This is a genomic window from Pontibacter aydingkolensis (assembly GCF_019443125.1).
Lineage (GTDB): Bacteria > Bacteroidota > Bacteroidia > Cytophagales > Hymenobacteraceae > Pontibacter > Pontibacter aydingkolensis.
This window is the reverse complement of record NZ_JAHYXK010000002.1, coordinates 478,078-499,615: the sequence shown is the minus strand read 5'-3', so window position 1 is coordinate 499,615 and position 21,538 is coordinate 478,078. Positions and strand designations below refer to the sequence as shown.

Below are 21,538 nucleotides of genomic sequence, written 5' to 3'. Positions count from 1 at the left end.
GTAATGGTCTGTTCTGTCATGGCTGTTACGAATTAAGTCTGCAAACTTTAAAACGTACAACAGCCGCTGGCAGAACAGATTTTTTGTGTTAAACCGCGTGTACTATCACGCAACTTGAGTTAATTAGGGTAATAATTGAATGGCATGCTTTTTTTAGGATCTTTACCTGCGAAATCACGCTGCATCAGCATTATAGAATTATTTACTAACCGGATGATGCTTTCACGTTGGCGCTTCTTAAAGCCCTTGGAAAAATTGATGCTATCAATAGAAAAGCTGATAACTTCAGGCTGCTCTACATTAAGCGGCTCATAGAGCTCATTAACTGCGATAAGCCTTTTAAATGGCCCTGCCACAATGCTATCAGTATAATACTGCTGCTCATGCTGTAAAAAGAGCCTCTCCGGCGAAAACAGCTTCAGTTCATTGTACATATCATCCTGCACGCCGCCTTTTATTTTACCAATGCCGCTGTTGGGCCTTAAGTATAACTGGTAATATACGCCGGGGCTATTTTCTACAATAAGGTTATCTAAAGAGGCAACCAACGTATGGTTATGCTTGTGATAGCGTTTTTTAGCGGTGGTATCTATCCGAAAAGTATGTTTTTCTTGCTCCAGCTTCTCTATTTTCTGCAGAAACCAATCGTTTACGCGATTAAACTGGTAATCATACTTTTCTCCGGCATTGTTGGTAAACTCTAACCTATTAATGGTTACCGGACGCTTGTACAGCTCTTTTCTGCAGGATGGCAAACCCAGGCAAATAACTAGCCCGAGCGCAAGTATGATTAGTTGTTTCATATAAGTTTGTTAGGCGAGAATTAAATAACTAAATTTTTAGTTAAAACGCAATTACCTGTTACATATTTTATAACATCAACTTATAGATACAAAAAGGCACCTGCCATTTCACCTGCAAGTGCCCCAAACCAACCTAATTAATCTTAAGGCATAAAAGCCACTTGGCTAACTAATACTGCAATAAAAACTGTTGCTACGCCTAAACCAATTCCTGTTCCGGCTGCTACTTTACCCCATTTCCTACGCTTTGCCCTGTCTTCATAGCCTTTCACATAATTTGGGTCCGACAAGTAAGCAACATCCGACACAGGGTGGTTTTTTGCTTTAGGCTTTACTAAACCAATAGCTGCTGAACCAGCCAGGCCATACGGAAACACAAAACCACTTGCAGCAGAACCCCACATGGCACCTCTGCCTTTATATAGGTGCTGAGCATCATAACGACCAAGCTCATACATCTGCTCAGGAGTTCTGGTGATTGGTTCGCTGTCTTGGTTTACAACCGACTGTGTAATCATTTCTTTGGTACCGTTCTCGTACTGCACCATAAACACCTCAGCTTTCGGTATCAGGTGCAACTTGCCTTCCAAAGAATCCGGATGCTGATACACGATTTCCTGGAGCTTTATCTCCCGCACTCGTGCCTTGATCTCGTCGCCGTTTAGCTTCACGATCTTGTCCTGGGCGAAAGCGCTTTGTATAAGCACTAATAGCAGGCCCAGTAGTATACTCTGTTTCATAACACTATAAATTAAGATGAATAATCTTTGAGAGTTCTGGCTATTAATATTTGCGCGAGTTAAAGCCAAAAAGCATGCTAAACCTGCCGCCGTCTTTAGACGGGGCAAAGGCAAAGTTTACCGGAAAATTTACTCCCTGACTCTGGAAGTTTGTGCCAGCTGCCAATACCAGACCTGCCCCGCCCAGCGATATGTTCGGTCCAACCCCAAATTCAAGACCTTTGGCGCCGCGCAGGCCAACAAGGGCGCTCAGGCTTGGCAAAAACTTACCCTGCTCTAAACCTCCAATCAAAGGCACGAATTCAAATAACCCAGACGTACCGTTTTCAAGCGTAAACACGCGTGTCTCGAACTGCCATCCAAACTGGGTCATAAAGGAATTTACGTTGGTGTCAAACTCTTCCTGTATCTCGTCGCGGTATTTAGCGCTAAGCACAGTAAAGCCAATGCGCGGTCCGGACAGTTTTAGGTTTTGCTGGTCGTATTCCTGCCAGCGCTGCCTGGCAGTAGCGGTAGGGTGGGGCGTGGCTGCAGGTGCTGTCTGTTCGAAAACTTCTTTGGTGCCGTTTTCATACTTGATCATAAAAACATCTCGCTTTGCTATAGAGATAATTGGCCCTTCCAGGTTATCATATCGCTTGTATTTTACCGCATCCAGCGTAATCTCCTGTACCTTCACTTGAATTTCTTCTCCGTTGCGCTTCAGCAACACATCCTGTGCCTGCACTGCAAAGTATGGGAATATGGCTAAAAGTATAAGTATCAGCTTTTTCATATAAGTATGGTTTTAGGTTTATTTTGTACTATGATGATGTAAATGTAGAACCATGTTCATACCTATCAAAGCCAACATCTCCTAAAAACAGACTTTGCAAAATCAAATTTAACAAACTTAATCTGCTGTATTACAGACTATTAAGTATACTTTATTAGACTTTAGAAATTTATACTTATCTTACTTTCTCTTCTTAAACAAGAGGATAAACAGGCAAAAGTATGGACGACCTGAAATTGACAATCGAAACTTTGCCAGAGGAGGACAGGAAGGAGCTGGCAACTTTTATTAGGCGGCAGAAAAAGAAAAAGACCCGCAAAGACCTGGAGCTTTATAAACTATTGCTGCAACAAAAAAGCTATACTTCAGAGCAACTTATACAGCTGCTGTATCCTGAGGAGCCAAACGCGGTTGCCTATTACGCGCTTCGCAAACGCCTGCAGCGCCATCTTACCGATTTTATACTGCTTAAGCGCATGGAAGAGGACATTACTGCAGCCTCGCCCATAAATGGTTTACTATCGTTGGCCAATTACCTTTTTGATGTGCGCATAGACAGGCTAGCCTGGGCGCAATTGCGCAAAGCAGAAAAACTGGCTCAGGCAAACGAACAGTATGGCTTATTGAATACCGTTTACAACCTCCAGATAGAGAAAGCCGACAATGAGTTTGCCGACCCATTGGAACAGATCATAGAAAAGCGCAACCAAAACAAACTGATAGCCGACGAAGACGAACGCGCCAACATTGCCAGTAGCATTATTAACCTGCGCCTCAGGGCAGTAAGGAAACAGGGCAGCGGCATGCATTTCGACAGGATCATACAAGAAGTACTGCGCACCTACGATTTGTCGGAGGCTATAAGCCAGCGTCCTTCTCTGCTTTACAAGCTTATGTCTATTGCCCGAAGCGCTATACTTGCCCGTAAAGATTTTCTCTCGTTTGAACCTTACATCATTAGCAAGTATAAAGAGGCAGAACAAGGGCATGGGTTTAAAAAAGCACACCAGTACTATAAAATAAGCCTGCTATACATGATCGCGCATGTGCTTTACCGCAATAAAAAGTTTGAACAATCGGTACATTACCTGCAGCAACTACACGCTTGCATGGCTACAGAGGGTAAAAGTCATGCAGCCCTTTTTATGCCGCGCTATACTTTTCTGATGGTTGCAAACCAGGTATTCTTAAACCGCAACGACGATGCTATTAAGCTTATGGAACACTTGCTCGGCAACAATAAGATTAACCTTAGCACCAAAGACCAGTTAACGGCACAGCTTGGCCTTAGCTTTAATTATTTTGCAGGTGGCGCTTACAGCAAAGCAAACCGTTTGCTGCTATCTATTAAACGGTCAGATAAATGGTGCGAAGAGAAAATGGGGCGGGAGTGGGTGCTTAAAAAGAAGCTGGGTGAACTTATACTACAGTACGAGCTCGGCAACGAAGACCTGGTGCAAAACAAACTGCGCGCCCTCGAGCGCGCTTACAAAGACCTTTGGGACGAGCCGATGTACCGCAATGTGAAACACTACCTGGAGCTTATCAGGCTTTTGCTGGAGCACCCGGAGCAGGTTTCCAAACCCGCTTTTGTGCAGCTTGTAGATAACACACTGGAGTTTACCACCTTTAAGCAAACTGACCTGGCGGCTATGAGTTTTTATGCCTGGCTCAAATCTAAAATGCTGCAAAAGCCTTACTATGATGTGCTGATGGAGCTAACAAAGAGTGCTTATGAAGAGCAGGCTCAATCTGACTCACTATAGGCTTACCCGTAGCCTCATTTAAAATAGCACTAAATATTTAACCTTATACTTTAGATTACTGTAAAACGCATTTAAAGCAGCTATTACAAAATTCATGTTATGGCCAGACCATCCTTCTTAATATCTAGGTACAATAGTTTTAAATTTGCCTTTAAAGGGCTAGCAGCCGTATTTCGATCAGAGCCTAACATGCACCTGCACGTTATAGCCAGCATCGTAGTAGCAGTAATGGCTTATAGGTTTGAGGTTACCCGCACTGAGTGGTGCATCCTTATCTTCTGCATTGGTCTTGTATGGATGGCCGAAACATTTAATACTGCCCTGGAGACGCTAACCAACCTGGTATCGCCTGAGCATAACCTGTTGGCAGGTAAAACAAAAGACTTGGCTGCCGGAGCTGTGCTGCTGGCGTCTATGACGGCAGCAATCGTAGGCTTAATTATTTTTATACCGTATTGGATAGTATACTTTAATGTTTACTAAGGTCTCGTTTATTACCTTTGCGCCTTCATTATAACACATAAGCCTTATGGGCCATACGAAATTACAGGTGTTTATACTTTTAGCGATGCTAACAGGTGTTTTACTGTCCTGCATGCCGGGTGTTTCGCCGCAGATATCAGATGTCGAAGTTGCCAACGCACAGGCTGCTCCCTGGTTAAACCAACTGATACAGGAAATGCAGGACGCCGAAACTGCTAACCCTCCCGCTAAAATTTACCGATACACTTATAAAGACCAGGAAGTTTTTTATCTGACAGGCCGTTGCTGCGATATACCCAGCAAACTTTATGATAAGAACGGAAACATAATATGTGAGCCTGACGGAGGTATAACAGGCAAAGGCGATGGCCGCTGCACAGACTTTTTTGAGAAACGGTCTGATGAGACCTTAATTTGGGAAGATAAAAGAGAACAGAAGTAACATGACAGGAAACGACGTATTAAAAAATCTATCAGAATATAACATCTGGGCAAATCAGACCATGCTGGATGTTTTCAGCAAGCTGCCACAGGTGCCAAACAATTCGCTGCGCTTGTTTAGCCATGCCTTAAACGCACAAGCCATCTGGATTGCACGCATCACCGGCACGCAGAGCCCGGTTAAAGTATGGCAAGAACATAACCTGGAAGAACTGAAGGCATTGCACAAAAATGCTTCGTATAAGATCGCTGAGCTTGTTGCCAACGCCGACGAAGCCGAGTTTAACCGCCTGATAGATTACACCAACAGCCAGGGCAACAAGTATAGCACCCGCGTGCTCGACATCCTGACACACGCTTTTAACCACGCTACATACCACAGAGCTCAAGTAGCCACAGACCTGCGCAAAAACGGCTACACGCCACCTAACACAGACTATGTGACCTATGTGCGTGAGTTGATGGGGCAGGTGTTCTAATTTTTGACAAAGGAATCTTTTGACAAAAGACCATTAGACAAAGAATTATTTGAAAAAGGAGAAGGACTTTATTAAAGGTTCTACCCGTATGTTTTCTATCTAACGGTGCTTTGTCACAAAGTATAGATCGTTATACTTTCAAATTCTAAGTAGACAACTGAAACAAAAAAGGAGCTTCCCGATAAGAGAAGCTCCTTTTTTAATTATGTCCTATTGTCTAATAGTCTTTTGTCACGTATTCAAACAACTACTCCAGCACTACCGTACCCAAGTCTTTAATCTGATCCTGCGAAATGCTTACATTCTCAACAGTCTTGTTGTGTGCGTCTCCTTCTGTGTAGAACTTAACAGTATAAGTACCCGCTGGCACACCTTTAATTAAGAAGTCGCCGGCATCGTTGGCAAAACCGCCAATAGTATCGTTGGCAGCAGAGATAACGTAAACACCTGGTTTATACTCTGCTGGAGTAACTTTACCTTTAATACCGCCTGCTACAGCCTGGGTAATAGTACGCACTACAGGTTTCAGGTTATACTGTCCGTTACCTCTGGCCACAATAGATTTAGCAGCATCAAAGTCCAGCAGCAGCACATAGGTTACATCACTTTCCAGATCGGCATTGATCTGTAGTTTAACGCCAGATGTTTGTCCGCTTGGTGTTTTAAGTCTTTTAACCTCACCATTCTTTAACTTAAGCGAGTTATTGTTACCAAGTATAAGCCTGATCTGGGAAATACGGCCAGCTGGCAGCGTAGAGCTGGCAAGCAGGGTATCGCGGCCATTTGCAAAGTCAAGCAGGTTGTATACGCCAGGGTTGATCTCATCCAGCGTGATCCAACCCGACTCATCTCCGTCAGTTTCTTTGTGTACCTGAACAGACTTGATATCTACATTTACTTCGTCATAATCTCCGGGTGCATCTGTCATGCGAACTTGCATTTTAGCGGTACCGGTATCGTCGTTGTTGCTATCGCAGGCGCTGAACCACACAAGGCCGCTCAGCAGTAGCGGAAGAAAAAATTTCTTTTTCATAAGAATTGTACGTTTAAGTTATGTGCCAAATATCTGGCATCAACATGAAGGCAAGATGAAGAATTAAGAATTGCTTTATTTTTATTTAATTAAAGTATACTTCCTCTTTATGCGTCTGCATGTCTAAAATGTATCAACGGAGAAAGTTGCACGAAATTACGTACCGTACTAAAAGAAAGATGCCAGAAACTGGAGTTCCTGGCATCTTTCCTTGAATCAAACAAATTAAAATTGCTGAATTCCTATACTTGGCTTATAATTGTACTCTTATATTAAGTACCTGACTTTGTTGTATCAGGTTTAACAGGCTGTGGCTGGGGTTTTGCTTTCGGTTTAAGGAAATCGCCGATCTTATCTGTGGCCTGCTTTTTAATATTTTGCTCTGCTTCTTTCCGCTTTTTCTCAAGTTCTTCACGTGCCTTTTGCTCAGCCTCCAGCTTACGTCTGTTCAGTTCGTTCTGTACACTGTCCTGAAGCTGCTGCTTGCGTTGCTCTAATTGAAGCTTGGCATCGTCAACCTTACTTTGTACAGCGGCTTTAACCACATCTTTAGCCTGCTCTTTTACAGAGCCTCCTGCCAGTGCTACTTTCGGGTTTGAGAGAGTACCGCCGACATTCAGGTTAAGTGTAACGCGCTCTGATGTTGCCAGTGCATTATTGCCCAGCACACTTGCCAGGCGGGTATTCAGTTCGCGCCCAACTTTGCCTGCCGGCACATTTAAGGCCGTAATGTAATCTATCTCCCCATCTATGTTGTTAGATCCGCCTACGGTCATCTCAATATTCCCTATTTTCATGTCAAAAGGCCTAATTACAAGGCTACCGTCGATAATCTGGGCATCGATTTTTTTGTTCTCTACAACAAAGCTCCTTAACTCTTCGAAGCGTGTTAGCTCACTTATCTTATTTACTATAGGCACATCGCGCACGGCTGCTTTAATTACATTTATCACACCACTACCATCCATCGTTTTAAAGATAGGCGTCATGTCCTGACCAATTTCTCCGGCAAAGGCAAAGCTGGTATTAAACTTACCCTCCAGCAGTTTAGCAATTGGAGCAATAGCCTGTATTGTGTTAAATGTATTGAAAGCCTCTTTAAAGCCCAGGTTCTGTATATCAAGCTTCATGTCGAACAAAGGCTTTTGCAGGTTCTGGGTGTTATAGCTGCCTCCTACAGCAAAACTACCGCCCAGGGTATTAAAGGTAACTTTGTTAAGCTTTGCGATCTTATCCTTTACCTGCACTTGCCCGCTTACATTATTCAGCTTCATGTTAGAGTATAAAACCTGCTTGGCATCAATATTAAGCGCCATATCCAGGTTGCCCGGCACCTCTACTACGCCTTCAGTTGGCTGGTCAGCAGGAGTACCAGCTTCATCTACCATCCACTCGTTTACATCAAATGTGTTAGAGCTGATGTTAAAATTACCACGCAACGACTGGTTATCAGAAAGGGCATAGCCCAGGTAGTTAGACACAGAGCCGTTTGCCTGGAAATCGCTTTTGCCAAGGTTACCGGCCATGTTCTGCAGGCTAATGCGTTCTTTATTAAATGTAGCGTTAGCCTTACTAATCTTTATACCCTGTGGCAGACCGGTGCTTACATAGCTCAGGTTGTTGATGCCCATAGTACCGTTGGCCGTTACATTGTTATACTTTTCAGCCTCAATATCGCTTAGCTTGCCTTTTGCGGCCACATCGGCTGTAATCCTTCCCGATACGGTCATACCTTCCTGTGGAAAGATCTTGGTAAGTTTAGCCAGGTCAAGTATACCTTTAATGCGTCCGTCAAAGGCTGGCTTGTCAATACCCTGTATCAGCATGTTGCCTTCCAGTGGCTCTCCGTCCAGGGTCATGTTAAAGCGCTGTACATTAATGCGAGTATCGTCGGTGTTGCCAGTAGTGTTGCGGATATTGGTTACCATGTTCAGGTTCTGGATCGGGGCCGGAAAGTCTTTGGACTTGATGTAACCGTTGGTCATGTTCAGGTCTGCGTCTATTACCGGCATACTTTTATCAGAATAAGTACCTTTAGCGTCAGCATCTACTTTAAGCAAACCGCGCAGCGTCATGCCTTCTACCGGGAAAACCTTCGTCATTTCGGCCAGGTCTATGTTTGCTTTTACGTTGCCGTCAATCTGCATTACCTCCAGGCCTTTTACCGAAACGCGTGCATCTACAGGGTTTTTACCCAGGTCCATGTGAAATTTACGGATATCGATGTTGGTATTTTGTGGGGTGCCATCGGTACTTACCACACTCACATCAGCGTTTACATTGCGAGCAGCCTCTGGCAGGTCAGGGTATTTGAACATACCGTCAATCACTTTCAGATTTATGCCATAGCCCGGCATCAGCGTGTCTATCATGCGGCCCTTAAAGAATCCGTCGAAGCTCAGCTTGCCTTCTGTTTTAAGGTCTTTAAACTCTTCGGTATACATGCCAGGCACCACCGACAATACGTTTCTGAAATCTGTTTCTGTGGCGCTGAAGGTCAGGTCAAAATCAATTGCTTCGTCCGGCATCAGGATAGTACCGTCAAACTTAAAAGGAAACTCGTTTATGCGGATGTTATTCTCTTTAAAAGTATAAAGGTATTTATTCAGGTCCATGGCCATGGTTACGTCAGCATCCAGTTTGGCATTTTCGATGTAGTTAGCGCCATCATAGGTCATGGTGAAGCGTTCGGCAGTAGTATTGGAGTTCATGTCAAACACATCCTTCTCAAAATCGCCGGAACCGGAGTGGTTTACCCCATAAAGCGCCACACCAAATGGAATGCTTAGGTCGTCGTAGAAGAGGGTACCATTGTCTACTTTCCATCCTTTGATCGCCATACTAAAATCAGAGGCAGTGGTATCGGTTTCGGTAACTGCGGTATCCGGAATAAAGATATCCCAGTTTGCTTTTCCGCTTTTTAGCACAATAAGCCGTATAACCGGCTCGTCTAAAGTAATAGAGTTTACCTTTAACTCGTCGCCGGAGATAACGCTTCCCAGGTTAAGCCCCATTCTGAATGAAGGGATTCTTGCCAGTGTGTCTGTCTGGAAAGAGTCCTTGCCAATTATTGACAGGTTCTCGACACCAAGTGACAGGTTCGGGAAATCGCGGAAAAGGGATAGGCTAACATCATCTGTTTCGTAAACAACGGTGGCATTGATATTCTTTGCTATCTCTTGGTCGAGGGCTTGTTTAATTTTATCTTTGAAAAGAACGGGCACAAGTGCTGTCAAAGCAAGTAATATCGCCAAAAAGATAAAAAAACCTATAACTACTTTTTTCATATGAGGTTGGGTGAATACTATTAAATCAGCTATTTAAAGCGAAACTATATATTTAATGCCAAAACCGTGCTAAATATTGCCTCCATATTTATAAAGTATACTGAGTTAAGTAACCTTATGGTTTTAGCAAAAAAGCTATGCGATTAAAAAAGGGATTCTGCAGCGTTATTATACTTTGCCTTTACTGCCTTACAGCTTTGGCGCAGGAATCTCATTTTACGCAGCAGTATGCCAACAGATTATCTTTAAACCCCGCTTTTGCCGGCCTTAACCACAACTGGAGTGCCTCTTTGTCGCACCGCAACCAATGGCCAGCCCTTAATGGGTCTTTTATCACCAACCAGTTTACGGCCGATTACAGGCTCGGAAATTCAAAAAGTGCAATAAACCTGGCAGTGCAGCAGGACCGTGCCGGTATCGGAGGACTTCAAAAACTACAGGCAACCGCAGGCTATGCCCACCACACTGCTTTAACTGAAAAATGGGCTATAGCAGCGGGTTTGCAGGTAAGCATCGCATCGCTCAGGGTTAACTTTGATAATTTAGTTTTTGGCGACCAACTATCTGATAATGGGCAGATTGCGGTCACCTCTGCCGAGGCTGCCAAATTTGAACCCAACAGTTATTTAAGTTTTACCGTAGGGGGGTTGGTATACTCTGATCAGTTTTGGGTGGGGCTAAAAGTGGCAAACCTTAATAAGCCCGCCTATGGCTTTGAGAATGAGACTAGATTACCTATTGGCTATGTAGTAAACACCGGATATAAATTCTATGCGAGGTCTTATGTAGAGCAAGGGCGCCTTTTCGAGCTAAGCTTTACACCATCAGCCACTTATATTCATCAGAATAATTTTAATCGTGCTGATTTTGGTTTACATACTATATATACGCCGCTTACGTTAGGTATAATATATAAAGGCATTCCGGTTACATCTGGAACTAACCAAGACCAAGCCTTGTCCGTAATAGCAGGATTGCAAATAGAAACCTTAAAAATTGGCTTTAGCCACGATATCGGGCTAAGTGGCATTAGTAGGCAGGCAGGAGGGGCTAATGAGATTTCTCTTGTTTTTGAACAACTTGAAATTGATAAATTGTTTGGAAGCCGCTCAGGACGCAAAATTAACAGACGCATTCCTTGTCCGGCATTCTAATTTTATTTATAATTGCACCTTAATTTACGTTAAAAGAACCTTATATTAATTGGATACTATTTTATGAAGTTTGCAAAGTATCTATCGGCTGCAGTATTGGGAGGTTTACTCCTGACAGCTTGCTCTAAAGGAGGCCAGCCTACTAGCAGAAACCCTGGTGACTACAGTACCGCTACCGGTATTGAGTATGGAGAGGATGAAAAATCTTTCCAGGTGAACGATTATGCTGATATTGAGGGAGGCCCAGGACTGATCTTTATTGAAGGTGGCCGCACCGTATTAGGTTCTATGGAAGAAGATGTAGCCATGACACGCGACAACGTGGAGCGCACGGTCACTGTAGCTTCTTTCTTTATGGACGAAACCGAAGTGGCTAACATTCACTGGCTGGAGTACCTGCACTACTTAAAGCAAGACTCTTTGCCTGAAGTATACACGGCTGCTTTACCAGATACCACAGTTTGGTCTCGCCAACTGTCTTTCAATGACCCTTACGTAACGTATTACCTGCGTTACCCTGGTTTCCGTTTCTTCCCGGTAGTTGGCGTTAGCTGGTTACAGGCTAATGATTATGCTATCTGGCGCACAGCTAAGGTTAACGAAAACCTGGCAAAAGAAGCAGAAGGTGGCGGCGGTCGTAGAGGCCTGTTTGGCCGTAGAGGTGGCAGCGCCGAACCTGTAGAAGGTAGCAAGCCATCTATTGAGTCTGGCTATGTATTGCCGAACTACCGCCTACCAACAGAGGCTGAGTGGGAATATGCGGCTCAGGCTATGATTGGTACTCAGTACTCTGAAGACGAAAACCAGAATAACCGCAGACTTTATCCTTGGGATGGCCACCAGGTACGTAACCCGTACGGCCGTGAAATGGGTAAATTCCTGGCTAACTTTAAGCGTGGCCGTGGTGACTATGCTGGTATTGCAGGTGCCCTGAACGACGGTGCCATGATCACAGACTATATCTATAGCTACCCTCCAAACGACTTTGGCTTGTACAACATGGCCGGAAACGTGAACGAGTGGGTACAGGACACATACCGTCCGCTTTCGTTTGAGGACGTAGAAGACCTTAACCCATTCCGTCGTGACGGTTACCTGGATGAGAAAGAGAACTATGACTCTAGCGAAGGTTTCCACTCACTTATTACGGATGAAGTGAAGGTTTACAAAGGTGGTTCATGGAAAGATGTGGCTTACTGGTTATCTCCTGGTACACGTCGTTTTATGACACAGGATTCATCTACTGCAACAATCGGTTTCCGTTGCGCGATGATCAACGCCGGATCTAACAGATAAGTAAACGATTCTTTTAAATATTAGAAGAGCCTGAGGTAAAACCTCAGGCTTTTTTTATTTTATACTTTCTGTACTTTTATACTTTACTCAAAAGCTATACCTATGAGGCCATATATACTTGCAGAATCTAACTGGAAAGCTATTAAAGAGCAGGAGGTAGAATTAGCTATACTTCCATGGGGGGCTACAGAAGCCCATAACTATCATTTACCTTATGGCACCGATATTTACGAAGCTGAAAGTATAGCCGCAGAAGCAGGCAGGATAGCCTGGGAAAAAGGAGCAAAAATAACAGTGCTACCTGTTATACCTTTTGGCGTAAATACTGGCCAGGCTGATATAAAATTCGACATTAACCTGAACCCGAGCACACAGCTAGCCATCGTACGTGATATAGTAGAAGTACTGAACAGGCAAGGCATCAAAAAGCTGCTCATCGTAAACAGCCACGGCGGCAACGATTTTAAGCCTATACTACGCGAATTAGGTCTGCGTTTCCCAGAGATGCTTCTCGTAAGCAGCAACTGGTTTCAGCTACCCGACAAACATTTATACTTTGATGAAAAAGGCGACCACGCCGACGAAATGGAAACAAGCCTTATACTTCATTTAAAGCCTGAACTGGTTCTGCCATTAGAAGAGGCAGGAGAGGGCAAAGAAAGAAAATCTAAGATACAGGGAATAAGAGAAGGATGGGCCTGGTCGGAAAGGCAATGGTCTATGGTAACAGAAGATACTGGTATTGGGAACCCTAAAGCTGCTACAAAAGATAAAGGAGAGAGATTCTTTAAAGTAGTTACTGAGAAGATGGCGGAGCTATATTTGCAGTTGGCTGAAGTGAATATTAAGGAGAGGTATGAGTAGTTAAGTGCTATAGTGTGTACTTTATCAGCGGTTTCGCATAATCCATCTGTCCCTCCTTATCCAAGGCGGGGAATTTTGCTACTACTTTAGCAAAAGTATAAACTCTGTTGTTGCCACTTAGCCTCCCTTCAACCAAGATCCTTCACAGGATGACAAAAAAAGAGAAGTAAGTAGCTATGGTGATGGCGGTTGAAGCAGTAATAAAAACTCCCCGCCTTGGACTAGTGAGAACGGGAGTTCGAAACTAGCGAGCGTAGCTCTGAGAGGCTAGGGGTGGTTGGACCTCATGTTACTGAACTAACAATCCGGCCGTTTAGCAACTAAACCTACTTCTTCACCTTAAAGGCACGTAGTTCATCGTCTATTTTCTGATTCCAGCGTGCCTGCTCCAGTTGCTTAGTTCCGTGGGCAGTTTCTCTGTCATACTGTTCCTGCAGGCGGTTCATCTCCCTGAACGACTCAATATACTTATACTGCATGATGCTGTTGTAGTCACCTATGGTAAGGCTATCAGGATGCAGCTTTTGCTTGAAACGCTCTGCTACCAGTTTTACGATATCAAAATGGCGTTGCTCGTGGTTCAAAGTATAAGCATCACGAGCAGCAGCTTTAGCCCACGAAGCGCTTTTAACTACAAACACCTTCATAGTCAGGTTTAAATGTATGACCCCGTTCTTTACCTCATTTCTTCCTTCATAAGCAAAACCCGGGTAAACAGCTGCGGCATAACGGCTCTCCTTAGTAGGGTTGGCCAGAAAATCCATCCATTTCAGGGGCCTGCTCAAAGTATAAAATACTGTGTCGTCTTTTCTGTCAGTAGTATAATCGGTAAAACTAACCTTTAGGCTTTTTGCCAGTAGCTCACTTCTGTTAGCTTCCTGGTTCATCCAACCGTCAAAGTAGCGCAGCGATTCTGTTATCACCTGCCGGATAGACGGCTCCACCACATCTTGCTGACTTGCAGGGCGATTATACTTTATGCCTCCCTGATGATCCATTAGCGGCACCTCCTCTCCATCGCGTAAGTAACTAAACATAACATGAGAAACTACACGGCCTTCCACGCGGCCTTTTGCCGGAGCAGATTCTGTTACATTTAACTCCTTTAAGTGCATAACCACCGGACGCAGCTTTGTGTTGTGCGGCAGGTTCTTGCGCAGGTATTGCTGTAGAGCCACCTGGGTTCCACCTTTAAGGTCTACAGGAACGGCTTTGGTAGGCATTGCAGCGCCAACGGGTGCCGGAAAAAGATAGGCTATGGCTTTTTTGTTCTGCCGTTCGTCTATTACATTGGCAATAAAGAATTCTTTTGGCGCAATTGGTAAAGGCTTTTCTTTTAAAATAATGGGTTCTGTACTGGCAACCGGAGGGCCGGCTGCCCACATACTAATAATCACCAGCAACACAAGTGCCCACAGCGCCGCCCTTCGATAAGCTTTGCCTCTCAGGTGGTTGCTCTTAAAATTATTTCGAAATTTCATTTGAGATTCAATAGAAATAGCTGCCTGTTGAGAAACTTTATGAGAAACATCAAATCAGTATAATTCAGTTCTATTTGCATGATAGTACCCATTTAAGCTGCTGCTATAGTAACTACGCTTACTTCTGTAGCGCCTGCTGCCAGTAAAGCTGCTGCACAAGCTTCCAATGTGGCTCCTGTGGTCATTACATCATCTGCCAAAAGTATGCGCTTGCCTTGCACACTATCCGGATGTTTCACCTGAAATACCTGCTCCACATTATACCAACGGTCCAGCCTGTTCTTTCGTGTCTGAGTGCCAGTGTCTAATGTACGCATCAAAGCATCGGCTTTAAATGGTAGTTGCATACTTTCAGATAAACCCTTACTAAAGCAGTCCGACTGATTATAGCCACGGCGGCGCAGTTTATACTTGTGCAGGGGTACAGGTACTACCAGGTCGAATTGTTCGTGATAGTGGTGATCGGAGAGGAGAGAGCCGTAACGCTTGCCCAGGTGCTCGCCTAGTTCTTTGGCTCCTTTATACTTTAGCTTATGCAAAATGCGCTGCACCCGGCCTTTGGGCATAAATAACAAGTACGAAAATGCATAACGCACCTGCACTTTACCCCAGAATCGCCGCTGCAGCGGATTTAGTTCTGTAGCACCGTGTAGATGGTAATCGGTATAGGGTAGTTTGATATTACAACCTGTACAAATATACTTTTCGCCACGCGCCATAGCTCCGTCGCAGGCATAACAACTCTCTGGGAATAAAAGCGAAAGCAGGTCTTCAAACATTGTATGGCCACATTGGTTTAAGGTAATCTGAGTAATTTCTAGTAACTTTATACTTATATTTTTACCTGCTTTTACAGCAATAGAACATACAACAATGAGCTTAGTAGAAGAATTCAATGACTACCGCACGCGCATGAATGAGCGCATCATGTCTTACGACAATAAAGTGATCAAACGTTTCTTTAACCTCGACACCAACACCTATATGGCCGGTGCCCTCGACGTAAAAACAAAAGAAATGCTGGGTTTGGTTGCTTCTATGGTACTGCGCTGCGACGACTGCATTAAATACCATGTAGAAAAGTGTTACCAGGAAGGTTTAACTGATGAGGAGATCATGGAGGTATTTTCTATCGCCAACCTGGTAGGCGGTTCCATCGTTATCCCGCATTTCCGCCGTGCCTTAGAGTACTGGGAAGAATTAAAGCAGAGAGGATCTGCTGAATAAATCATTGCTGATTGTTAATTTTTGATTGTTAAAATTCCAGCAATCAAAAATTAACAATCAGCAATTCAACAATCAAGAAATGTACGACTCCGATAATTTAGAACATAACTGGACGCAGCTTCGGGCCGACCTGATGAAACGCTTTGGGAAGAAGCCGGACATGAACGCTATACTTTTTCTGATAGGTATACAGGAACTGGGCATGGGCATTCGGGAGTTTACCAAAGAGGAGAAGCAGGATCTGATGCACATTGCCACCTGCCGTGTTTTCAGCCAGTCGGGTTACTACGAGTTTACCGGCCGCGACGAAGAGGGCTGGCCCCATTACAAGGCTATTAAAACCATTCCGTTTGCTAACCTGCGAGAGCAGGAAAACATGCTTAAATGGCACGTAATCGAATATTTTAACAGATCTGAGGAAGCTTAAATTTTAACGTATCTCGTAGCAGGTATCAGGTAGCACGACTTTCAGCTATACTTACTATGAAGTATAAAATTTTCAATCTTGTACTTATATCCTCGCTGCTTTTTCTTACCAAAGATACTGGCAAAAGAAAAAGTCGTGCTACTTAATACGTGCTACGAGATACGCAATTCCATATTCACCCATGAAAATTATTACCTATAATGTTAACGGTATTCGTGCTGCGCTTACTAAAGGCTTTGATACTTGGCTTAAGGCTGCCAACCCTGATGTGCTTTGCCTACAAGAGATAAAAGCCGATGAATCTAAATTTGACAAAGCAAGGTTTGAGGACCTCGGCTACCATGTATACATTCATCCGGCAGTAAAAAAAGGCTATAGTGGTGTGGCCATACTTTCTAAAGAGAAGCCAAAGCACGTAGAGGTAGGCTGCGGCATAGAATGCTACGATGTAGAAGGCCGTGTTTTGCGCGCAGACTATGGCGATGTTTCTGTAATGAGCGTATATATGCCTTCCGGGTCTAGTGGGGAGGAGCGTCAGAATTTTAAATTCCAGTGGATGGATTATTTCTATGGCTACATCGGAGACCTAAAATCTACAGTTCCGGGTTTAATCGTTAGCGGCGATTACAACATCTGCCATCAGGCTATAGATATACATAATCCAAAGTCAAATGCCAACAGCTCAGGTTTCTTACCGGAAGAACGCACCTGGATGGGTAAACTGATCGAGAGTGGATTTGTTGACTCGTTCAGACACTTTAACGAAGAACCGCACAATTATACCTGGTGGAGTTACAGGGCAGGGGCACGCAACAAAAATCTTGGCTGGCGTATTGATTACAATATGGCTACCGAAAACATGCGTCACCGTTTAAAACGCGCTGCCATACTTACAGAAGCTAAACACTCTGATCATTGCCCTGTACTGCTTGAAATTGATTAAAGCCGTATACTAAAATACGATTAATTAAAGTTTATACTTTAAGGGTCAGTCAAATAACTTCATGTATTATATTACAGGGAGTTAAGCACCTTTTGTTAATCCATTACTATAGCAAATGAAGTAATTCGTAAAGAGTACCACATGAAACATAACGATGCGCTAGATTTACTGCTGCATCAGCTGCAGGAGTTCAAACAGAAGTTCTACCTTAACATGCTTTTGAGGGGTAGCATTTTTGCTGTTGGGCTCCTGTTGTCTATTTACATCGTTTACAGTTTGCTGGAGTATATGTTTTACTTCCCGCAGTATGTGCGTGGTTTCCTGCTGTTCTCTTTTATTGCGGTAGTTATATATGTGTTGGTCCGCTGGATCGTTTTGCCAATATCAGCACTAGCCAACCTTAAAAAAGCCCTTACCGACGAACAGGCTGCTCTTCGTGTAGGCTCTCATTATCCTGAAATAAAAGATAAGTTACTCAACGCCATCCAGTTAAAGAACCTAGATCGCACCAACGAGCTTATTGCTGCCAGTATTGAGCAGCGTTCCGGCCAGTTGCTTCCTTTTAAGTTTAAAGAAGCTGTAACCTACCGCGAAAATAAACCGCTTTTAAAGTATGTGGCCTTACCAGCCATTGTTGCTTTGCTTATTGTGCTGGTATATCCCACTATATTTGTACAGGGCACCGAACGCATTATCAACTATAAGCGCTACTATGCCCCGCTGGCTCCTTTTCAGTTTGTGGTAAAAAACGATAAACTACAGACTTATAGAGGAGAAGACTTTGAACTTAAAGTTAATGTAGAAGGGCAAACTGTTCCAAATGAAGTATACATCAACTATAGTGGCCGCCGCCAAAAGCTTACTCAAAGCGCTGATGGCAGTTATTCGTATACATTTAAGCAGCCGCAAAGAAGTATAGACTTTCAGTTAGAAGGCTCAGGTTTTATGTCTGATGAGTATGCACTCGAATTGCTCTCCCGACCAAACCTCAAAGACTTTTACCTGGAGGTAGAATACCCGGCTTACCTTAAACGCAAACCAGAGTATGTCCAGAATACCGGTAATGCCACTGTTCCGGAGGGCAGCACCATTCGCTGGAACTTTAAAGCCACTGAAACCGAAAGTATAAACCTTACTTTTGAGCAGCCTGCCCAAAGTATAAATGCTAATAAAAACGGCGATTCATTTACAGCCAGCAAAAAGTTTAGTCAGGACCAGAACTATAGTATAAAACTGCAAAATGCTCACAGCACTAACAAAGAGCAAATCACTTACCAGATCAATACCATTCCGGACCGGTTGCCACAGATCAGCCTGGAGCAATACCAGGACACGGCTCTTTACAGATTTATGGTGCTTGGCGGCGATGTATCTGACGACTATGGCTTAACCCGCCTTTCGCTTACATACCGCATTAGCAACACTAAAAATCCTCAGGCAAATTATAAAAGTGTAAACCTGCCGCTAAGTGCTAACCAACTCATCCAGACTTACTACTACCAGTGGAATACCGCTGACTTAAACCTGCAACCCGGCGATAAAGTAGAGTATTTTATGCAGGTATGGGATAACGACGGCATTAACGGTCCGAAAAGCGCACGTACCCGCATGTTTGAGTTAAAAATACCTGACAAGCGCGATCTTCAGAAAGAACTCGACACCAACTCTCAATCTATTGCCAGCCAGCTAAGTAAAACGCTTGAAAAGGCCAACCAGTTAGAGAAAGACCTCTCAAAATCTGAGGAGAAGATGAAGACAAAGCGCGACCTTAACTGGCAGGACAAAAAACAATTGGAGGACCTGATAGAGAAGAAGAAACAACTCGAGCAGGACATTTCGTCTATGAAACAATTGTTTGAGGAGCTGAACAAAAAGCAAAATATGCTTAGCGAGCAGGATAAGCAACTGGCCCAAAAGGCGCAGGAACTTCAAAAGCTGATGGAAGACCTGTTGGACCCGGAAACCAAGAAGCTTTATGAGGAACTAGAGAAGTTATTAGAGCAGCAGCGTCCTAACGATACCGAACTTCAGAAGCTGTTAAGTAAACTTGATAACCGTGAACGTAACCTGGAGCGTGAACTGGAACGCGCCTTGGAGCTTTTCAAGCAACTGCAGTTTGAGCAAAAGCTGGATAACGTAACCGACAAGTTGGAAGAAATGGCCAAAGAGCAGAAGCAACTCGCCGATAAAACCCAGCAGAAGCAGGAAGAGAACAAACAGTTGCAGGAACAGCAGAAAGAGTTGCAGCAGGACTTTGAGGAAGTAAAAAAGCAGATGGAAGAGCTCAAGGACCTTAATGATAAGCTGGAGAATCCTAACCAACTAGACGAACAGCAACAGCAGCAGGACCAGCAAAGTATAGAGCAGGACATGCAGCAAAGCCAGGAGCAACTACAGAAGAACCAGAACAAAAAAGCCAGCGACTCACAGCAGAAGGCAGGGCAGAAGATGGAGCAGATGGCCCAGCAAATGGAGCAGATGAAAAGCCAGATGGGTATGCAGGGCATGCAGCAGAACCTCGATCACCTCCGCGACATCCTGGAAAACCTCATCAAGCTTTCCTTTGACCAAGAAGACCTAATGAAGCAGTTCCGTGGCGTCAACCAAAGTGATCCCCGTTTTATAGCACTGTCACAGCAGCAGCTTAACTTGCGCGATAATGCTAAGATTATAGAAGACAGTTTGTTTTCGCTTGCTAATAAGGTGTTTCAGATACAGTCGTTTGTTACCCGTGAGGTAGCTGCCATGAACCAAAGTATGGATAATAGTATGCAGGAACTCCGTGATCGTAACCTGGGACGCGCCACAGCACAGCAGCAATTAGCCATGACAAGTATGAACAACCTAGCCCTGATGCTGAACGATGCACTGAAACAAATGCAGCAGGCCATGCAGCAAATGCAGGGCAACATGGCTGGAAAACAGAAAGGAAATAAGCCGCAACCCGGAAATTTAGGTGATCTTCAGCAACAATTGAATAAAAAAATCGAAGATTTGAAAAAAGGTGGCAAAACAGGTAAGGCACTTTCTGAAGAATTAGCTAAATTGGCTGCTGAGCAGGAGGCTCTCCGAAACGCACTTAAAGAACTTGAAAAACAAGGCCAAAAGCCAGGCGAAAAAGGAAAGAACGGCGAAATGGGAAATTTGAGTAAGATGATGGAACAAAGCGAAACTGATCTCGTTAATAAACGTTTGACCGAACAAACCATCATGCGCCAACGAGAAATACTTACTCGACTTCTTGAAGCTGAGAAATCAGCAAGAGAGCGTGAATTGGATAATAAGCGCGAAGCAAAGACGGCTCAGGATGTAAACAGAAAAGTGCCACCTTCGTTCGAGAAATATTTAAAAGCAAAAGAAAAGCAGACAGAATTACTTAAAACTATTCCACCTGCTCTTTCACCATATTATAAACAGAAGGTAAACGAATACTTTCAGAATATAAGTAATAATTAAGCACCTATTTTACACTTAACGATTAATATGAATCAGGTTAAAATTCAGATTCCTTCTCTAATCGAAAACATCAGAGTGGTTGAAAGTTTTATTGACAACTCTAAAGATGAATTCGAGTTTGAAGATGACATTTATGGTAACATCATGGTTGCCGTTACAGAATCTGTAAACAATGCCATCCGTCACGGGAACAAATTCGATAAGGATAAAAACGTATATCTTACGCTTCAGGTAGACCATAATCAACTTACATTTGAGGTAGAGGACGAAGGTCCTGGCTTTGACTATGAGAACCTTCCTGACCCTACCTCTCCGGAGAATCTTGAAAACCCGGGAGGCCGCGGTATTTTCTTGATGCGTAATCTTTGTGACCAGGTAAACTTCGAAGAGAACGGCAAGAAAGTACAGTTAGTCTTTAACATCATACCATCTCAGAATGGATCTTCCAATTGAGTTTTTTAGCGAAGGCATAGAGTTCGAGCTAAAAAACCCAAATCAAGTTGCAGAGTGGATCAATGATGTAATCGAACAACACGAGCAGGAACTAGTAAACCTGACTTATGTTTTCTGCTCTGATGAATACCTTCACGAGATCAACGTATCCTATTTAGACCACGATACGCTAACTGATATTATCACCTTTGATAATGCCGACGAAGAAGGCATCATTGAAGGTGATATTTTTATTAGCATAGATCGCATTAAGGACAACGCAAAAGATTTGGGCACCACTTTTGAAGATGAATTGCACCGGGTGATCATCCATGGTGTACTTCATTTACTTGGCTTTAAGGATAAAACCGAAGAGCAAGAGGCGCTTATGCGAAAACAAGAAGATTCTTCCTTATCTTTGCGAAAATTTAAATCGTAAAAAAGGAATTAC

The 21,538-nt window shown here is 43.7% G+C and carries 20 protein-coding genes; 13 read left to right on the top strand and 7 right to left on the bottom strand.

Annotated features, from left to right (window positions below):
• Nucleotides 1–119: 119 nt before the first annotated feature.
• The 3 genes from K0O23_RS04520 to K0O23_RS04510 form a co-directional block, all read right to left on the bottom strand.
• Complete coding sequence (locus K0O23_RS04520; protein WP_219876198.1) at nucleotides 120–803, bottom strand: hypothetical protein; 684 nt, start codon at nucleotides 801–803, stop codon at nucleotides 120–122.
• A 143-nt stretch (nucleotides 804–946) separates the two neighbouring features.
• A complete protein-coding gene (locus tag K0O23_RS04515) occupies nucleotides 947–1,543 on the bottom strand; it encodes a hypothetical protein (protein WP_219876197.1) in 597 nt (198 codons plus the stop codon).
• Between the two features lie 43 nt (nucleotides 1,544–1,586).
• The gene (locus K0O23_RS04510) at nucleotides 1,587–2,318 is read right to left on the bottom strand and encodes a hypothetical protein (RefSeq protein WP_219876196.1); all 732 of its coding nucleotides are present in this window, start codon (nucleotides 2,316–2,318) and stop codon (nucleotides 1,587–1,589) included.
• 221 nt (nucleotides 2,319–2,539) lie between these two features.
• On the opposite strand from K0O23_RS04510, the gene K0O23_RS04505 reads away from it, so the two are divergent.
• The 4 genes from K0O23_RS04505 to K0O23_RS04490 all read left to right on the top strand — a co-directional run bounded on the left by K0O23_RS04505 (nucleotide 2,540) and on the right by K0O23_RS04490 (nucleotide 5,487).
• The gene (locus K0O23_RS04505; RefSeq protein ID WP_219876195.1) at nucleotides 2,540–4,084 is read left to right on the top strand and encodes a hypothetical protein; all 1,545 of its coding nucleotides are present in this window, start codon (nucleotides 2,540–2,542) and stop codon (nucleotides 4,082–4,084) included.
• 99 nt (nucleotides 4,085–4,183) lie between these two features.
• Nucleotides 4,184–4,567: a diacylglycerol kinase family protein gene (locus K0O23_RS04500; protein WP_219876194.1), complete on the top strand. Its 384-nt coding sequence runs from the start codon at nucleotides 4,184–4,186 to the stop codon at nucleotides 4,565–4,567.
• Between the two features lie 46 nt (nucleotides 4,568–4,613).
• On the top strand, nucleotides 4,614–5,009 hold the full coding sequence (locus tag K0O23_RS20100; RefSeq protein ID WP_246596911.1) for a DUF6970 domain-containing protein: 396 nt from the start codon (nucleotides 4,614–4,616) through the stop codon (nucleotides 5,007–5,009).
• Between the two features lies 1 nt (nucleotide 5,010).
• On the top strand, nucleotides 5,011–5,487 hold the full coding sequence (locus K0O23_RS04490) for a DinB family protein (protein ID WP_219876193.1): 477 nt from the start codon (nucleotides 5,011–5,013) through the stop codon (nucleotides 5,485–5,487).
• 247 nt (nucleotides 5,488–5,734) lie between these two features.
• Here the strand turns inward: K0O23_RS04490 and K0O23_RS04485 are convergent, their stop codons facing one another.
• Together K0O23_RS04485 and K0O23_RS04480 are read right to left on the bottom strand one after the other, a co-directional pair.
• Entirely contained in the window at nucleotides 5,735–6,520 is a 786-nt protein-coding gene (locus K0O23_RS04485) for a DUF4382 domain-containing protein (RefSeq protein WP_219876192.1), read from the bottom strand.
• Nucleotides 6,521–6,792: 272 nt separating this feature from the next.
• Nucleotides 6,793–9,807: an AsmA-like C-terminal region-containing protein gene (locus K0O23_RS04480; RefSeq protein WP_219876191.1), complete on the bottom strand. Its 3,015-nt coding sequence runs from the start codon at nucleotides 9,805–9,807 to the stop codon at nucleotides 6,793–6,795.
• 137 nt (nucleotides 9,808–9,944) lie between these two features.
• On the opposite strand from K0O23_RS04480, the gene K0O23_RS04475 reads away from it, so the two are divergent.
• From K0O23_RS04475 to K0O23_RS04465, 3 genes are all read left to right on the top strand, one after another.
• Nucleotides 9,945–10,961, top strand: a complete 1,017-nt coding sequence (locus K0O23_RS04475) for a PorP/SprF family type IX secretion system membrane protein (protein ID WP_219876190.1) — start codon at nucleotides 9,945–9,947, stop codon at nucleotides 10,959–10,961.
• 63 nt (nucleotides 10,962–11,024) lie between these two features.
• Complete coding sequence (gene gldJ, locus K0O23_RS04470; protein WP_219876189.1) at nucleotides 11,025–12,257, top strand: gliding motility lipoprotein GldJ; 1,233 nt, start codon at nucleotides 11,025–11,027, stop codon at nucleotides 12,255–12,257.
• A gap of 102 nt (nucleotides 12,258–12,359) precedes the next feature.
• Nucleotides 12,360–13,121 (top strand): creatininase family protein, encoded by a 762-nt coding sequence (locus K0O23_RS04465; RefSeq protein WP_219876188.1) that lies wholly within the window; start codon nucleotides 12,360–12,362, stop codon nucleotides 13,119–13,121.
• Between the two features lie 326 nt (nucleotides 13,122–13,447).
• Here K0O23_RS04465 and K0O23_RS04460 read toward each other — a convergent pair whose 3' ends face one another.
• Both K0O23_RS04460 and K0O23_RS04455 read right to left on the bottom strand, forming a co-directional pair.
• A complete protein-coding gene (locus K0O23_RS04460; RefSeq protein WP_219876187.1) occupies nucleotides 13,448–14,602 on the bottom strand; it encodes a hypothetical protein in 1,155 nt (384 codons plus the stop codon).
• 92 nt (nucleotides 14,603–14,694) lie between these two features.
• Entirely contained in the window at nucleotides 14,695–15,381 is a 687-nt protein-coding gene (locus tag K0O23_RS04455) for a ComF family protein (protein WP_246596910.1), read from the bottom strand.
• Between the two features lie 94 nt (nucleotides 15,382–15,475).
• Here K0O23_RS04455 and K0O23_RS04450 point away from each other — a divergent pair, with 94 nt between their 5' ends.
• The 6 genes from K0O23_RS04450 (at nucleotide 15,476) to ybeY (ending at nucleotide 21,526) form a co-directional block, all read left to right on the top strand.
• Nucleotides 15,476–15,829, top strand: a complete 354-nt coding sequence (locus K0O23_RS04450) for a carboxymuconolactone decarboxylase family protein (RefSeq protein WP_219876186.1) — start codon at nucleotides 15,476–15,478, stop codon at nucleotides 15,827–15,829.
• A gap of 79 nt (nucleotides 15,830–15,908) precedes the next feature.
• Nucleotides 15,909–16,256 carry a hypothetical protein gene (locus K0O23_RS04445; protein WP_219876185.1) on the top strand — a complete coding sequence of 116 codons (348 nt, stop codon included), beginning with the start codon at nucleotides 15,909–15,911 and terminating at the stop codon, nucleotides 16,254–16,256.
• Between the two features lie 181 nt (nucleotides 16,257–16,437).
• Nucleotides 16,438–17,199 (top strand): exodeoxyribonuclease III, encoded by a 762-nt coding sequence (locus tag K0O23_RS04440; RefSeq protein ID WP_219876184.1) that lies wholly within the window; start codon nucleotides 16,438–16,440, stop codon nucleotides 17,197–17,199.
• Nucleotides 17,200–17,340: 141 nt separating this feature from the next.
• The gene (locus K0O23_RS04435) at nucleotides 17,341–20,655 is read left to right on the top strand and encodes a DUF4175 family protein (RefSeq protein ID WP_219876183.1); all 3,315 of its coding nucleotides are present in this window, start codon (nucleotides 17,341–17,343) and stop codon (nucleotides 20,653–20,655) included.
• A 27-nt stretch (nucleotides 20,656–20,682) separates the two neighbouring features.
• Entirely contained in the window at nucleotides 20,683–21,108 is a 426-nt protein-coding gene (locus K0O23_RS04430; protein WP_219876182.1) for an ATP-binding protein, read from the top strand.
• A complete protein-coding gene (gene ybeY / locus K0O23_RS04425) occupies nucleotides 21,092–21,526 on the top strand; it encodes an rRNA maturation RNase YbeY (protein ID WP_219876181.1) in 435 nt (144 codons plus the stop codon). The genes K0O23_RS04430 and ybeY overlap by 17 nt, the downstream gene beginning before the upstream one ends.
• Nucleotides 21,527–21,538: the final 12 nt, after the last annotated feature.